Genomic DNA, 15,532 nt, shown 5'->3' on the forward strand with positions numbered 1-15,532 from the left:
TTGGTATGATATTGAATTTACTACCTCTTCCGGGAATTATAAACTTACATTGTATCTCGGTGGATTAGGGTATATGACATTACCAAATGGAAAAAGGGGGAGCTGTACTGCTGAACCTGAAGGAAAATGATTGAGCGACCTTTGAATACTTACTCTTCGTTGAATTATTTTTTGGAATTGAGTTTCTTGTAATGTTTTCCGTTGAATGAAACTGAAATTAAGAAGGTGAATTTGTTTTGCTCGAAAATGTTTCATAGGAAGTGTAGTATTCCTAAAAATCCATCGAACAGCAAAAGCGACGTGATAGGCTTACAACGTAGTTGTAAAATCAACGCGACCCATAGGAAAGCTCTACATTGAGTTTCCTAATTTTGCTCTGATCAACAAATCCTTTGGAAAATGAAATACTTTTCGTCGTTCCAATTTGTGTTGAACAGGATTTCAATCACTTTCGCATTGGGTTACATCGAACTCACGTTTTTTAAGGTTTTGGGACGGCCTTCAAATTTTGGATCAGTCTTTTTTCCCGAACCCGAATTCCAAGAAGTTTTTGCGAAATAAGGCTGCGTTTTTCGGACTGAGAAGTTTCACTTTTTTTTCTATAACCCCAATACTAAAATCGACGTAATCATTTCGATAAGCGTCTTCTTCCTGAATTGAAAAATCAATGCTCGAAAAAATTCTACCTTGTTTGGTTGGCTTTCTGATTTGAAACGGAAGTTCTTTGTGACCTTCTCCGTTTAACGAAATTTTGAATAAAGATATAAATTCGGAGGGAAACCGAATGTTTCCGCCAAGTACGATCCGATAATTGCCCGGTATTTTAGTGGGTAATCGAACCATCGCAGAAAGATTGTTATTCAGTTTGAAGTTTAAATAAAATGGATAACTGGAAGTTTCTTCTTCTTTAAAATAATCCGGAAGAGTAATATCATGACTCCATATTTTGTCCGTTGAAAATGGAGACAGAAGAAATATCCATAAGAGTAATTAAATTCGTTTTGATTGAAAAAGTTTCATCCTTAAATACCGCCCTTAACTTTTTGGGAATGTCGCTTAACAAAGTAGGCTTCTCGACGTTTGCGTTCCCGAAGCGAGAAGTCGAAGTGGGTATCAAACTACTTTTTCTTTTTTATTGTATTATGAAACGGGTTAGCAATTTGCAGGCCCTTGATTTGAAGTCTATCTTGCAAATCTTCGCTTAATAATATTTTACAATTTGCTTCAATAGCGGAGCTGATAAGAACAGAATCGTAGAAAGAAAGTTTATATCGGTCCCTGATTTCAATTGCATTTAGAATATTCTCATTAGTATAATAAACACTGCATAATGGAAACATAACTCTTTTCAAATATATTTCTAAGTCTTTTGGTTTTAGAGGTATCTGAAACTTTTTCAATGCAACATTTGAGAACTCTTGGATAACTTGATAGCTGATTACGTAATTATTTTCTGCCAAAGCAGTTGAAACGATTTCCTTTGATTTCTCATATTTCGTTTTGTTTTCTGTATCGAAATTATAAACGAACAGATTAGTATCCAAGAATACTTTATCTTTCATTCATCTCTTCCCTAGAAAATTTTCGACCAACTTTAACGTAATTTAGTTTTTGTAAAAGATTTTCATAATCGGAAACGTCCTTAACAGAGTTTGAGTAGTTTTTAAGAAATTCATTAAAAACGTCAGTTAAAGACTTTCGTTCACTTGCCGCGCGTAGTCTCGCTTTTTCAAGCAATTGATCGTCTGCTCTAAAAGTAATATTTTTCATAGTTCATTTTAAGCACGATTTTCGTGCATTGTCAATCGGTTTTCGCCCATGTCGCTTAACTTACAATTTCACGAATTTTCCTAAAGTTTCACGGACTTTCGGTCCTTTGGATTGTATGTCTGTTTCCAAAAAAGTTCCGGTAAAGACGTGAGCTTTTTGGTTCACGATAAAAATTCTTTGATAGTTGTGAAGTTTTAGATTTTTACCGTCGACCGATTGTTCGAATCTACTTTCTAAAAGCGCACTTTCTATACCGTGAATTTTTGATTTTTTTGGAGGATTGGTCATTTCGTACTTTTGAAACACGGAAGGATAAAGACCTGTGATTGCGGCAATGTAATCGTCTAACGTAAACTTTCTCGGTTGTTTGGAAAGATCTTCCATCGTATAATTGATATTCGTATTGAATGTTCTCACTTCCGGACTTCCTTGGGGATATTCAAAAAGAAAAAAGTTGATTCCTACGACTTCTAAAGCTTTTTTAATTGTGGTTGAGTTATCCGAGTTTGATGCCATTTGTTCGGCTTGGTTTATGAGTTTTGGATCGTCGTTAAAATTCCAATTTTCGTAATCGAGTCCGAGCCCGAGAGATGGAATTTCGACTATTTTCGCGTTTGGATTCTGTACGTGTTCCTTTTTACAATTGAGTATGGCAAGTGCTAAGATAAAGGATATCGAGAGAATACGAATTAAACTTTGTTCCATACGATAAATGCTCCTAGAAAATGAAAAAGAACTTCTTCGGTGGGAATAGCGAGTCAATCAATTTATTCCAATTCACTAAAATAAGGGGAGGAAGAACTTTGTCGGTAGTTGTTCTCTGGATTTTGAAATATATTCGAAGGAATAAAAAAGCCGACCTTAAAGATCGGCTTTTCGGATTTTCAAAAATGAATCGGTTTATCGATTAAAACGCGAAAGAAAGTAAGACCTTAAATCTTGTAAAGATATCCGCAGCGGAAAATCCGAAGAGGAGAAGAAGAAAGAAAAAACCGGAACCGAAAATTACTCGGTTCATGATCGTATCGTATTTAAGGTGCATAAAATAACCAAGCACCAAAGAAGCTTTTGCGGTTGCTACGGCCATCGCAATAATTACGTTCATAGCTCCGAAGTCGATTCCGGCAACCCACACAGTAACGAAAGTGAAGAAAATCAAAGTAGCAAAAATTATAGAATAGGTTTTTACCGAAATGATGTGGTGTGAGCCATGGCTTTCTTCCGCATGAGCGGGGGCCGTCGCAGAGCCTTTTAACTTTTCCTGACCTTTTGAAATTGCGTCTTGAAGAGCCTTTCCAAATTTATTATCTTTATTTCTAGCGATGAAGTCTTGGAGTTTATTTTCTTCTAAAACTTGGGAAAGAAAGTTAATAGTAAACCCCGCGAGAGTCGCGTTGACGATTGCTCCGGCTCCGATTACAAACCCGGTAAAGGGAATCAGAAACCCGATGCTAACGATTATGTAAAGAGCGTAGTTTAAAAACAGTTCCATTTTTTATCCTGAATGTGAACCGCAGAAATTGCGGATGGTTTCCGGGCGGGTAAACCGCAACCTTAAAGGACATCTTGGCAAGGTCTAAAAAAGCCTCAAGTACATTTCAGTGGAGAATCCGTTTCCTCCACTCGTAATAAAACTTTTCAATTCTCCTTTGCATCGTTTCTTGAGAATTTTCTAAAAAGCTCAAAAGAATCCAAGAAATTCCGTAAGGTTTTCCGGATGTAAATCGATCTGGAGTTAAAGGGAGAATTTCAATTCCTCTTGTTTTACCCCAGTCTGAAATCCATTCCGAATATTCCGGAATTGTTTCTTTCAGTTGTAAAGGAAGAATAGAAAGATTCTTACCGAATTCCTTTCTTCTTTCTTTAAGAATAGGGAATTTTGAAAGTTCGAGCAAAATTCTTCCCATGGACCATCTATGGTTCGTTTCACTGATTCTTTGTATTTTTTTCGTATTTTGAGAATAGAACTCAAAGCCGTCGAGTGAAACTGGTCCTTCGTACTTGGGAGAAAAACTTTTGGATAGTTCTTTCACGACTGGCTCAAGAAGAGAAAAGAAAAGTTCGGATTCTTTTTTCGAAGGAAGATAAGCGCCGTTGTACTTTCCTTTTTCATCGCAGATTTGGATCGTACTTCCGCAAAAGGTGGAAACTCCGTGGGAAAAATCATAGAGACCTGAAAAATCATACGTTCTTAAAACCCAAGGTTCCGCGACACAGGGAAACCAAGAAAAAACTTTCTTTGAATCAAGCTCTTCCCAATTCTCCAAAGCAATGGAAGAGAATTGAAAAATTTTATGTCTCCCTGAAAAACTAAACTCCGGTTTGAGGACAATTTTGTCCGGTGGTAGTTCCGAGATTAACGCGGAAAGGTAAGGAGGTTTTTCCAAAATCACGGCGGGAATATCTTGAAAACCCCGTTCCGATTTCCAACGGGTCAAAAGGATTTTGGAATTTAGCCTTTTAGAAAGTTCCGCTTTTTGAGGAGAATAAAGAATTTCACCCGAATCATTCAGATCGGAAATCGAGCCCCATTCTTCCCAAGTTCGGATCGGATCGATCGGTAAAGATTGAAGATTTTTGTTAGAGTTTCTTTTTAAGAATTGAGACTTGCAAAATCGAATTCCTCTTTTTTCCCAAAATCGGATCCAATTTGGATCGGGAGGTTCACTTAAGAAAACCGTCGTTGATGTGTCATAAATCGATTGGAAGAGAAAAAATAGATTTTCCAAGGATCGGTTTTTTAAATCCAGTTTTTCCGGAGCGATATTTTCGGACCTTAACTCTTCCTCAAAAAATCCGTTGAATCTACAATAACGAGTCATAATATCCTGAAAATTTTTGGTTTGTAAAATCAAGAATGGGGGATCAGAATTTCGATAATTTGGATAAGAGTAAACCTATGAACATCCGTATTTTATCATTTCTGGTAATTCTTTCCATCGCAGGTTTGGGAGCCGCGCCAAATAAGGTACTAACTCTGGAAGAAAAGGAAGAATTAAAGCAGATCGAAACCGTGCGCAAAGGCGGTTTTACGGATATCGAAGTGGATAATCTTCACGCGTCGATTGCCGGGAATATTCTAAGGATCAATAATCTTCTTGGAAACGAAACCTATAAAAAAGCCCTTCGTTATATCGAGGACGAACCTCGTAAAGCCGTAAAGTTTTTATTTCAGGATAAAGAGAATAAACAATATCTTGAACTTGATTTAGGTCTCGGTCAATCATTTGCCGATTATCCCAAAACGTATCTCTATCAATCCAAAATTTATATTTATCCGGGAACGGACGGACAATCTTTGGACAAAATCATTCTTCAGTTTAAAAGAACGAACGCAAAAGGGGAAGTTTTTATACGAGAGATGAGACGTCTGATTAATAATTCTCCCAAAGGACCGACTTTTTTAGGGGATGGAAAAAGAACTCCGAACAACAACAGTGAAATTCTTTTGGAGTTCTTTTCGAGCCATGACACGGATTTCCTTTGGCCAGATAATCCGATTCAACCCGTTCCGGCAAGTGTGGTCACAAAATTGCACGATGCTACGAATCCTCTTCCTTATAATAAACAAAGACAGATCATTCTTCAATACAAAAGATATTTGAGAAAAGTGGATAAGATGGTAGCTCTTAAACTCCACGCGATGGAGTTGGATCAAAAAATCATGATTTCCAAAATGCTCGAGTTTCATTGATTTTCGTTTTTTTATTTGGAATCTATTCATTAAAAAATGTTAATTTAACGTGAGTTCGTGGAGAAAATGAGAAAGAATTCTCTAAAAGTAGGAGTTCCTACAATTTTAGAATTGTTCGTAAAATCGTGATTTGTGATAGTTCCCACAAATAAACTATTTGCCTAAAAAAGGAACCTTACTTTGTAGACACGTCAAAATAGTATTAGAGTTACTACTCGGACGCATGAAAATGATACTCGAAAATAGGCGGTCGGTTTTGCAAAAGTACAACGGTTCTCAAAAATTAAGTCAAATCGAGAAATCTCGACTTTTTAGAGGAAGATTCCAACATTCTAATTTTCGAAATAGTTTATCATAGTATTTTATTCATGCGTCCGAAGTAGTAAGTAGGCGTTTTTGGATGAAGTTGTTAATTCGATGATAATCAGGAAAAGAGGGAAAATCGATCTGAGATTACTTTTTGATTAGGAAGTCGCTGATGACTTTTTCTTCGGTAAGATATTTCTTATTGAGATAGGAAATTGCGAGGTTGATAAATCTTGGAATTTCTTTTCCAGCTTCCAATAAATCCAATTTCGTTTGAGTCAACTCGTCAATCGTAGATAAGGCTAATTTACGCTGACTCTGATGTGATTCGAACTCGTCCTCGATTTGAAAAGCCATTCCGATCCTTTACCTTTACGAAAGGATAGCGTAATTCCGGAAAAAAGCAAGCCACTTTACTTCATAGAAGTAAAGTAAGATATTTATGGTTCTCGAACAGTCTTTTTCGTTGTTAAATTCTTATAGTAGTTCCCACATTCTAAGGGTTTAGAACCAGCTTTTGGTACAAGTTTAAATTTTTAATTGAACTGAGATACGATTACGTTTCCTGATAATCGATAGCGGCTTGAATTCCTCTTTCCTCATCTACGAGAAAGTTGATGAGAAGAGAGACGATAAAAAAAACGGAAACTACCAAAAAGGAATTTCTTAAATCGAAGAGAACTTGCAATCCCCCGACTGCAACGAGACCAAATGCTCCCGCTATCTTTCCGGATAAGCCCCAAAGACCGAAAAATTCTCCCGATTTGGATTCCGGAGCAAAAAGACCTATGATCGCGCGGCTTGCGGATTGTGTGGCTCCGAGTCCGGTTCCTGCAAATACAGTTGTTCCTACGAACACCCATTGTTGTGTTGTCGGAACCCCGATTTCGACCAAAAACGCGGTTAGGTCTTTCACCCAATAGATTAATAACAAGCAGATGATCCATAATAAAAGCGTAATATTGAAGGTTCTCTTCGCACCGATTTTATCTTGAATGTAGCCGAATACAATCGCTCCGACTGCGGCAAAAAGTTGGATCAATAGAAACATTGCGATCTCGTGTTTTTCTTCCGTTTTGATCTCCTGTGCGCCGTAAATAAAGGCGAAACTGATTACGATTCCAAGTGCGGCCATCGCAAAAAACAGAGACACAAGATATAAGGCCATATCGCGGAACTTGTGAATTTCTTTCATTGTGGAAGCTACTCTTTCGATTCCGATTTTGAGATAGGAAAGTCCTTCCGGTTTTTCTTTTCCTGCGGTGTATTCTCTCAAAAGAAGGAAGGTGGGAACTCCCGCAAACAAAAAGAAAAATGCGGTATAAGGACCGACCAAACGAAGGCTATTGAAATTTGCCATGGTCTTAGGACCCAAAGTATTGACTAATGCTACGGCAGCGATTCCGCCGAAGTATCCGATTCCCCAAGCGTAACCTGAGATTTTGCCCAGATCTTCTTTCGGTCCTAAGTAGGGAAGAAAGCTGGAAGCAAAGTTTTCTCCGGAGGCAAAAAAGAAATTGGAACAGATGATGAGAATGAAGGCCAATAGATATTGCCCGGGAGTAATTACGAACCAGAGGGCGCCCGTTGAAATAATGCAAAAGATATAGCTGTAAAATAGGAACTGCTTTTTACGCGCGGAATAGTCGGTAATTGCCCCAAAAACGGGCCCCGTTATGACCACGAGAAGGTAAGAAATTGCAAGAGCGATCGACCAGAGGAGATTTCCGTATTCAAACGGATTTTCTTGGTTTGAGGAGGAAGGAACTACCAATTGACTGAAAATGATTCCGTATGTTACGCTGATAATGACGGTCGTATAAGATGAGTTCGCAAAATCGAACATGCACCAGCCGAGAATTTCTCGAAATGGGGCTCTTTTGATATTCTGCATAGCTTGCCTTTTTGTTTCTAACTAGAAATTTCGAAATATATTTTTTCGAAAACCGAGTGTCAAATGAAAACCTTAAAAAATTTCTCTTGCATAAGATTTTTAGAGTCTCTAATCTGAATGAGAAATCACTTTTTGATTGTCCAATTAAGTATAAGAATATGGATTCCTCTTTTTTTAGTCAAGTAGACCTATGTCAACTTATGCGTCCTCGTAAGGTTTGTGTATGCAATCAAGTATCTGAGGAAGAAATTCTAATGTCGATTCGAAACGGAAACAATACCTTGCAAAAACTCATGGACGATACTGGCGCTTCTACCGGCTGCGGAACCTGCATGAATTCGATCTGTAAAATCTTGGCTCGAGAACTGAACGTTCCGAGGATATGACTTCACTTCCTAACGTATCAATCAATATGGCGATGACCCTTGACGGGAAAGTTTCTCGTCCGGATAAAAGGTGGTACGGACTTTCTTCCAGAAACGATAAGAAGAGAATGGATGAGATTCGTTCCAAGGCGGACGCTTTAATTCTTGGGAAAAATTCTATTCTCAACGACGATCCGGTCATTCATCTTCGTTACGTTCAAAACGCTAAAGATCCGCGACCCGTGATTCTTCTCAGATCGGGAACTCTTCCGGAAGATAAAAAAGTATTCCGTTTTTCTAAACAGCCTCCGTTGATTTTTTGTCTGAATGAGAATTATTCTTCTGTGTTAAATAACCTTTGTTCTGTTGCGGAAATTATTTCTCTTCCCGGAAACGATTTGAGTCCTCTGGAGGTTCTTAAGGTTCTCTCTGAAATGGGTTATCGAGAGATTCTTTTGGAAGGCGGTCCTTCTCTTAACGATTCCTTTTTTCGATTGGAACTTATCTCGAGAATTTATCTCACGATCGTTCCTTTTCTAATCGGGCAAAAGGATCTTCCTTCGATTACTGGCGGGCCTAAGGAGTATTTGAATTTTGATCGAAAAAAATGGGACCTAATTTCTTCGGAAGTATTAGAAAATGAAGTTTTTCTAATATATCAAAAATCTTCGAAGTTCTAAAATTAAACTCTGAATTTATGGAAAAAAAGGAATTATTTTACGCTTTTTTTTTGAGAACTCTCCCGATTTTTTTTGTATCTGTTTTAATTTATGAACAATTCTTTCCGGAAAGAAAAATTTTGGTGCGGCAGGATCGATTGGTCTATTTGCCGGATCAAAAAGAATCGGTTCCGCTCGAATTGGAATGGATTCGGCTTTCGGAGATTCCTGAAGAATGGATTTTATATACCGTTCAGGTAGAGGATAAAAGGTTTTATTCCCACAAAGGGTATTCCATTTCGGATATTCATTCTGCGTTTATTTCCTCCATCTTATTTTTTCGAAAAATGAGAGGCGCGAGCACGATCACTCAACAATTGGCCAGAACGCTTTTTTTATCTAGAGAAAAATCTTTATCTAGGAAATGGAAGGAAATTCAGATCGCTTCCGCGTTGGAAGATGAACTCGGAAAGAACATAGTTTTGGAATATTACCTCAATTGCGTTTATTGGGGTAGAGGAATGAACGGTTTGAATCGGGCGTCTCGATATTATTTTAAAAAAAAGCCCATCGATTTGGACACAAATCAATTTAAAGCATTGATTCAAATCTTAAAAAGACCTGATGCTTACACTCGAGAAGAAGTGATTTCACTTTCGAGAATATTGTAATTATCCAGTGACAAACTCAAGTAACGCCTCACTGGATGGGTTTTGGGTATTGAGGGCGTTTGATTTGAGTGTGGAAATAAGGCAGCCATCCGATTCTTCTGGAGCGGGTTCTTATTTTGAAATACGTTTATTAATCCTTGCAAAATAAGAATCATACGTTATGCTATCATTTATTTTTTGAAGGGAAAATGTAGAATAACGTTATGAAACCGAATGGGAAATTTTTTTACGATCGATTTCTTTGGCTTGTTATATTGTTTATATCCACTCCGGTTTTTGCATTTCCGATTAATCTCACAAAGGATTGGAAACTCGTTTCGGGAAGAAATCTAGATGCTTCGGTCGAAGATATTTCCTGGAAAGAATTAAAATCCCTTCCGATTCCAAAAGAGACGGTTCAATCGTTTTCTTTGACGAAAGATACAATTTATACTTTAACTTTATTGAAAACTTTTGAAATTTCCGCACAGGAAGTTCAAGAACTTGCTTTAGACGGACTTTCGGTTCATTTCCCTTTATTGTCGAATGTCTACGAAGTTTTCTTTAACGGAGAAAAAATCGGCGAAGGGGGTTTCATTTTAAATGGGAAGATCGTTAGGAACGGATTTAAGAGGCACGTAATTCTTTCGATTCCCGAAAATAAAGTGAAGATCGGTAGCAATGAAATCAGAATAATTTTGTCGTGGAATCCGGGTGAGGAATTGGATGTTTATGCGAGTTTTGATTCCGCGCCTCTTGTGGTGGATTTGCAATCTCGGAACCTATCGATTTTGTCCGAACGTCCTAGACTTATATTGTCGTTCTTATATCTATTCGTTGGATTTTACCACTTCTTGTTTTATTTTAAACGTCCCAAGCAAAGGTACGATCTGTTCTTCGGATTGTTTTCGATGTTCTTTTCGGTTTATATCTACCTTAGAAGTAACGCCGTCTACGAGCTCGACTTAGATCCGCTTTTGCAGATGAAGTTGGAATATATGGTCATTTTCAACATAACGGCTTTTTTTCTTTTGTTTCTGGATACGTTTTTTGAATCGAAGGTGAGTTTTGTCTCTAGGTTCTATCAATTTTTCGCGCTTATACTTACGTCTTTAATACCTTTTTCAAGTAGAGCTGTTTGTTTATTTCTTTTACAGATTTGGCAACTTTCCGTTTTTGTATTTGCTCTGTATTCTCTCCTCATCATGGTACGGGCTTTGATTCGAAAGAATCGGGATTCCATTCGTTTGATTGCGGGTTTTATCATTCTGTTGGCTTCGGCGATCGCCGATCTCTTAGGTTCGATGCGGTTGGTTCCTGGTTTAGAAAATTATGGACTTCTAAAGTATGGTTTTTTTGCGTTCGAACTCGGAATTGTGTTCATTTTGGCGAATCGGTTTTTGAGAGTTCATAACCAGGTGGAGGAATTGAATTTAAACCTGGACCGAAAAGTGAAAGAAAGAACAAGCCGGTTGCAAGATACATTAAATCAAATTCGGGAGCTTAAGATTCATCAGGACGGGGATTATTTTTTAACTTCTCTTATTCTGGACCCTTTAAATCGATATAATGTTCGAAATGATTTCATCGTCGTGGAAGGTTTTAGTCGTCAAAAAAAAAGATTCGAATTTAAACAGTGGAAAAAAGAAATCGGCGGAGATATTGTTATCGCCGATGAGATCGTTTTAAAAGATAGAAAGTATCTCGTTTTTGTAAACGGTGATGCGATGGGAAAATCCATTCAAGGAGCTAGCGGAGCCTTAGTTTTAGGAGTTGTATTTCGTTCTTTTGTGTCTAGAACGAAAACCGTTTCTTCTTACTATTCCCAGCCTCCCGAGCTATGGCTCAATGAATGCTTTTTGGAGCTTCAAAATATTTTTGAGGCTTTTGATGGCTCGATGTTAGTTTCCGTCGTATTAGGTTTAGTGGATTTGAAGTCCGGGATCCTGTTTTTTCTAAATGCAGAACATCCTCCGACGGTTCTTTATAGAAACGGAGTTGCTTCCTTCATTGAGGATAAATTAGAACTCCGTAAAATAGGGATTACCGGTTTGGAAAGTAAGATGAAAGTAAAGACCTTTTTTCTCGAAAAAGGAGATTCTATTTTTGTCGGTTCGGACGGAAGGGACGATCTTTTATTGGGAGTCGGTCCGGAGGGGATTCCTGTGATCAACGAAGACGAACTTCAATTCTTAAAAAGGATAGAAGAATCCAAAGGCGATCTTGACTTGCTGGTTAAGGGAATCCAGAATTATGGAGAACTAACGGACGATTTGAGTATCGTCAAATTATCCTATCTCAAGGAGCCCGTTCGTTTGGGGTCTATTTCCAATAATAACCTTTCTTTTAAATTTCCGGACGAAACGTATTTCAAATATCTTCGACTCGAAAACTGGGAAGACACGATTTATCACCTCGAAAATATAACAAGTAAGATTTCTAGCGAAACAATGCCTCCCGTTTTTAAAAAAGAACTGGCTAAGGTATATTATAAAGCCGGAAAGTATGAAGAAGCTTTATCTTTATTTGAGGAGTTAATTTCGGAATTTCCGGAAGATGTGGAAATGATATTTAACGCTTCTTTGATTTACAAAAGATTCGAACGTTTTCATCAGGCGATTGAATTAGGTGAGAGAGTTTTATTAAGAGAACCGGAATTCTTGGATAACGTTGTGCATCTTGCGGAATCTTATCTTTTAGTCCATAAAAGGGAAGCGACTCTTAAGTTGTTGGAAGCAGCCGAACGATTGGATCCGAACAATCCTAATGCGAAGAAGATCAGGATTCAATTAGATTCTTCGATTCCGGATCATCGAAATGGGTAGAATTTACGATAAACTTTCCTATTTTTGAATACAGACCTGATCGGGTCCATGAACTTATCTAAACGCTACAAGTCCTTTTTGTTATACTTTCGCAATTGACGACTGGATTCTTATCTCGGCTGTTTTAACTTTTGCTTTTTGTTCATTTTCCCTTTTTCCACTCGAAAAAAGTCAGCGTATTTCGGGCAAAGACTAAACACCGACTTGCCTGTAAAGCGCGGAAGGGTATCCCGCAAACTTTTGAGCGATCGCGTAGGCTCAGAATCCGAAAGAGCATACTCTTTTCAGCAATCTGATTTGAAACCGGAATAATTCAAACTATTACGAATTAATTTTATGAAGGGTGAGCTTTTTATTTTTTTCCCGATTAATTGCAATAGTTGTAGAATTAAATCTTAAATTCTGATTTGATGCGTATTCCCATGAGTCTTTCTTTTGCAGTTTTAGGTTCCGGAAGTATTGGAACATATATTGGTTGTAGGTTGTCGGCGGCGGGGAATGTAGTGACGCTTTACGGTAGGGAAAGAATTCGGAATGAACTGAAAACTTTCGGCGCGAAAATCACCGATTATACGAATAAAGAGATTTTTCTCCCTCCCAGTTCGATTTCTTTTTCCTACCTCCCTTTCGAGCGTCTCAGACGCAGACGTTTTTTTAGTTACCGTAAAGTCCAAGGACACTAAGGATCTTGTCGGGGAACTCAAAGGAATTCTTGAAAAAAGGCAAAGTAAACATTCCATTTCGTATTCAATTCCCGTCATAGTCAGCTTTCAAAACGGAGTTCGAAACGCTGAAATTTTAAAGAAAGGGCTCGAAGGTATTCCTGTGGAAGTTTTAGCGGGAATGGTTCCCTTCAACGTTGTTTCCAAAGGAAAGGGTCATTTTCACAGAGGTACGAGCGGAAATCTCGTGATCGAACATTCCAAATCTTCTCGTTCTCTGAAGAGGATTTTTAATCGGGCTGGACTTCCGACCAACACTCATAAAAATATAGGTGGAATTCTTTGGGGCAAACTCATCTTCAATTTGAATAATTCCTTGAACGCACTTTCGGGGCTCACCTTAAAAACCGAAATATCAAAACTGGGTTATCGAAAAATTCTTTCTAAATTGATGAAAGAATCCCTTGATATTTTAAGACTTGCTGAAATTAGACCGATTCGTTCCGGAAGGATGATTCCAAGTCTGGCTCCGACCATTTTGAATCTCCCGGACTTTCTGTTTTTCAAAATCGCTTCGAGCATGGTAAAAATCGATCCAGAGGCGCGATCTTCTATGTGGGAAGATCTGGTTCAAAAAAGATCGACAGAAATCGATTCTTTGAACGGGGAAGTGGTTAAACTCGCGGACGTTATGGGACATCCCGCTCCTTTAAATCGGGAAATTGTAAGATTGATTAAAGAAGCGGAATCGAATCCTGAAATTTTAAATCTGAGCTTGGAAGATTTAGCCGAAAAACTGGAGATCAAATTAAATTAACTTTTTAGAATATTCCAAATCGATACATTTTTGTTTGCCTCTTTTCGGACGTATTTATCTTCCCATTCTTTCAGGCTGATTCCCTCTTTTGTTGCTTGTTTTTTACGAAACCCGTTGAGAAGAACTTTTGTAAGCGGATAACCGACGATTGCCGACGGAACTCCAATTAAAAAACCGCCTAAAAACATAGGCGCCCCCATATCGTTTATCAAAAACACACTCCAATATTTCAAACCTTCGTAGAATCCCAAGGAGTCGGAATGATCAATGACTTTCGAAATTCTCGCAAAGTTCATGGCGGACATATTCCAACCTAACACGTTGTATGCGGCAATTCCTGTGATGTAAAAGATGTAATAGAAAAAAGGAAAAGTAATCGGGTTTGTGATCCAGATCATGGCGATCGAGATCGGCATATAAAAACGGATTCCGATCAATCCCAAAAGCATCCAGGTAATTAATCCGAGATACATCTGAATTCCGACCAAAGGTGTAAGCGACCAGAAAAGTCCGATGGACGTACCTAGGCATACTTCTTGAACGGGAGCGTGCGATTTTTGAAAGGGAACTATTACTTGTTGATGAATGAATCTATATACTGCTTTTATCATATTTGAAATCAGAGACCGGATTTAATTCTTTCCCCCATATAAGTTTGTAACGCATCCAAGTATTCCTTATGAAGAGGGAAAATCTCGATTGCTTTTTTAATTTCCGCTTCCGCTTTTACAGGATCTTTTTTCTTTTCAAAGTAGAACTTGGATAATAGGAAATGAGATTCGGATTGAAACGCTTTGGCGCGAAACGATTTGGAAACTCCTTTTTCCAAATAAGAAATTGCTTCTTCCCAATTCCCTTCCATGATCAGGCACAAACTAAAACCGTAGTACGCGTCTCCTTTATCGGAAAGGGAAATCGCGTTTTGAAATTCGCCTAAACTTTCTTTTCTCAAATTCTGCCTGAGGTAAAGGCTTCCGATATTCTCATGAATAAGCGCTTCAAAGTCCGGTCCTTTTTTCTTTGCGAGTATGAGGGCCTCTTGGTAAGTGGTTGCCGCTTCTTTGTATTCTTTGTTGGATTCGTATATCAGACCGAGCCCTCTTTTGCAATCCAAAGATTTAGGATCGAGAGCAAGACATTTTTTGAAATCGTTCATCGCCGCGATTTGATTCTTTTGAAGATAACGAATCCAACCGCGGATGTAAAGTAACTCGGCGGTATTACCTTTGAGTTTCAGATTTTCTTCCGCTTTTTGAAGCGCTTCCACGAGATTTTCTTTTTCGGTAAGATCCCGGATTTCCAAGATGGGGATCGATTCTTTTTTATTACAATTTACGATCGAAAAAAATAATTCAATTGTGACAAAGAAGGTATTCAAAAGAATTTTTAAGCGAAGATTGAATCTGTTCATATTTTATCTCGAATCCTATCTTTTTAGTTATACGACTGTTCAAAATTTCGCGGAGCCCGATGATCCTCCCCACTCAGAAAGAATCCAAGATCGTTTTGATAAACGCAATCCGAAAAAAGAATTCATACGGGTTCTTCGGAAATTCAATGACCGATTCGACAGGTTTTTTCTTGTTTCGATTCGTTCTTTGGCTCTCTAGAAAATTCCACTGGACATATCTTTTTGGATTGTAGGTCGATAGTATCCGACAATCTCCGGCGATTTATTGATTAGTACTCGGGCGCATGAGAAAAATACTATAATCAGTTTGTTTCAAAATTTAGAATGTTAGATCTTCTTCAAAAAAGCCAACAATTCTGGATTCGGTGCAATTTTGTGAGCGCTTTTATATCTTTGCAAAAATCGCTCGTTAATTCTTGGTACTATTTTCATACGTCCGATTAATAAGATTTGTATAACGTTAGTATTTTCGAACACGA

General features: G+C 38.0%; 15 protein-coding genes and 1 pseudogene. 6 read left to right on the forward strand and 10 right to left on the reverse strand.

The window, feature by feature from the left end:
• Nucleotides 1–513 precede the first annotated feature (513 nt).
• The 6 genes from LEP1GSC062_RS06225 to LEP1GSC062_RS06255 all read right to left on the reverse strand — a co-directional run bounded on the left by LEP1GSC062_RS06225 (nucleotide 514) and on the right by LEP1GSC062_RS06255 (nucleotide 4,625).
• On the reverse strand, nucleotides 514–978 hold the full coding sequence (locus LEP1GSC062_RS06225) for a hypothetical protein (protein WP_244265088.1): 465 nt from the start codon (nucleotides 976–978) through the stop codon (nucleotides 514–516).
• A gap of 140 nt (nucleotides 979–1,118) precedes the next feature.
• On the reverse strand, nucleotides 1,119–1,562 hold the full coding sequence (locus tag LEP1GSC062_RS06230) for a PIN domain-containing protein (RefSeq protein WP_010577643.1): 444 nt from the start codon (nucleotides 1,560–1,562) through the stop codon (nucleotides 1,119–1,121).
• Nucleotides 1,552–1,770: a hypothetical protein gene (locus LEP1GSC062_RS06235; RefSeq protein ID WP_010577644.1), complete on the reverse strand. Its 219-nt coding sequence runs from the start codon at nucleotides 1,768–1,770 to the stop codon at nucleotides 1,552–1,554. The genes LEP1GSC062_RS06230 and LEP1GSC062_RS06235 overlap by 11 nt, the downstream gene beginning before the upstream one ends.
• A gap of 60 nt (nucleotides 1,771–1,830) precedes the next feature.
• On the reverse strand, nucleotides 1,831–2,475 hold the full coding sequence (locus tag LEP1GSC062_RS06240; RefSeq protein WP_020983744.1) for an LIC_13215 family putative lipoprotein: 645 nt from the start codon (nucleotides 2,473–2,475) through the stop codon (nucleotides 1,831–1,833).
• 202 nt (nucleotides 2,476–2,677) lie between these two features.
• Nucleotides 2,678–3,262, reverse strand: coding sequence for a cytochrome C oxidase subunit IV family protein (locus tag LEP1GSC062_RS06250; protein WP_010577646.1), 585 nt, complete (start codon nucleotides 3,260–3,262; stop codon nucleotides 2,678–2,680).
• 106 nt (nucleotides 3,263–3,368) lie between these two features.
• Nucleotides 3,369–4,625 (reverse strand): hypothetical protein, encoded by a 1,257-nt coding sequence (locus tag LEP1GSC062_RS06255; protein WP_010577647.1) that lies wholly within the window; start codon nucleotides 4,623–4,625, stop codon nucleotides 3,369–3,371.
• Nucleotides 4,626–4,669: 44 nt separating this feature from the next.
• Between LEP1GSC062_RS06255 and LEP1GSC062_RS06260 the strand changes: the two genes are divergently transcribed.
• Nucleotides 4,670–5,464, forward strand: a complete 795-nt coding sequence (locus LEP1GSC062_RS06260; protein WP_139357258.1) for an LIC13212 family protein — start codon at nucleotides 4,670–4,672, stop codon at nucleotides 5,462–5,464.
• A 453-nt stretch (nucleotides 5,465–5,917) separates the two neighbouring features.
• On the opposite strand, the gene LEP1GSC062_RS06265 is transcribed toward LEP1GSC062_RS06260, so the two are convergent.
• Together LEP1GSC062_RS06265 and LEP1GSC062_RS06270 are read right to left on the reverse strand one after the other, a co-directional pair.
• Nucleotides 5,918–6,127, reverse strand: a complete 210-nt coding sequence (locus LEP1GSC062_RS06265; RefSeq protein ID WP_010577649.1) for a hypothetical protein — start codon at nucleotides 6,125–6,127, stop codon at nucleotides 5,918–5,920.
• A gap of 199 nt (nucleotides 6,128–6,326) precedes the next feature.
• Nucleotides 6,327–7,664 carry an MFS transporter gene (locus tag LEP1GSC062_RS06270; RefSeq protein ID WP_020983709.1) on the reverse strand — a complete coding sequence of 446 codons (1,338 nt, stop codon included), beginning with the start codon at nucleotides 7,662–7,664 and terminating at the stop codon, nucleotides 6,327–6,329.
• 158 nt (nucleotides 7,665–7,822) lie between these two features.
• Between LEP1GSC062_RS06270 and LEP1GSC062_RS06275 the strand changes: the two genes are divergently transcribed.
• The 5 genes and pseudogenes from LEP1GSC062_RS06275 (at nucleotide 7,823) to LEP1GSC062_RS06295 (ending at nucleotide 13,642) form a co-directional block, all read left to right on the forward strand.
• On the forward strand, nucleotides 7,823–8,050 hold the full coding sequence (locus LEP1GSC062_RS06275) for a (2Fe-2S)-binding protein (protein WP_051201231.1): 228 nt from the start codon (nucleotides 7,823–7,825) through the stop codon (nucleotides 8,048–8,050).
• Complete coding sequence (locus LEP1GSC062_RS06280) at nucleotides 8,047–8,709, forward strand: RibD family protein (protein ID WP_020983718.1); 663 nt, start codon at nucleotides 8,047–8,049, stop codon at nucleotides 8,707–8,709. Before LEP1GSC062_RS06275 ends, LEP1GSC062_RS06280 begins: the two co-directional genes overlap by 4 nt.
• 17 nt (nucleotides 8,710–8,726) lie before the next feature.
• Nucleotides 8,727–9,359, forward strand: coding sequence for a biosynthetic peptidoglycan transglycosylase (locus LEP1GSC062_RS06285; RefSeq protein ID WP_020983745.1), 633 nt, complete (start codon nucleotides 8,727–8,729; stop codon nucleotides 9,357–9,359).
• A 203-nt stretch (nucleotides 9,360–9,562) separates the two neighbouring features.
• Nucleotides 9,563–12,163 carry a SpoIIE family protein phosphatase gene (locus LEP1GSC062_RS06290; protein ID WP_010577653.1) on the forward strand — a complete coding sequence of 867 codons (2,601 nt, stop codon included), beginning with the start codon at nucleotides 9,563–9,565 and terminating at the stop codon, nucleotides 12,161–12,163.
• A 422-nt stretch (nucleotides 12,164–12,585) separates the two neighbouring features.
• A pseudogene (locus LEP1GSC062_RS06295) lies at nucleotides 12,586–13,642 on the forward strand (2-dehydropantoate 2-reductase).
• Here LEP1GSC062_RS06295 and LEP1GSC062_RS06300 read toward each other — a convergent pair.
• Complete coding sequence (locus tag LEP1GSC062_RS06300; RefSeq protein WP_010577654.1) at nucleotides 13,639–14,253, reverse strand: DUF2062 domain-containing protein; 615 nt, start codon at nucleotides 14,251–14,253, stop codon at nucleotides 13,639–13,641. The pseudogene LEP1GSC062_RS06295 and the gene LEP1GSC062_RS06300 overlap by 4 nt on opposite strands.
• An 8-nt stretch (nucleotides 14,254–14,261) precedes the next feature.
• Entirely contained in the window at nucleotides 14,262–15,053 is a 792-nt protein-coding gene (locus LEP1GSC062_RS06305) for a tetratricopeptide repeat protein (RefSeq protein WP_010577655.1), read from the reverse strand.
• Between the last annotated feature and the right edge of the window lie 479 nt (nucleotides 15,054–15,532).

This window comes from Leptospira alexanderi serovar Manhao 3 str. L 60 (genome assembly GCF_000243815.2).
GTDB classification, from domain to species: Bacteria; Spirochaetota; Leptospiria; order Leptospirales; family Leptospiraceae; genus Leptospira; species Leptospira alexanderi.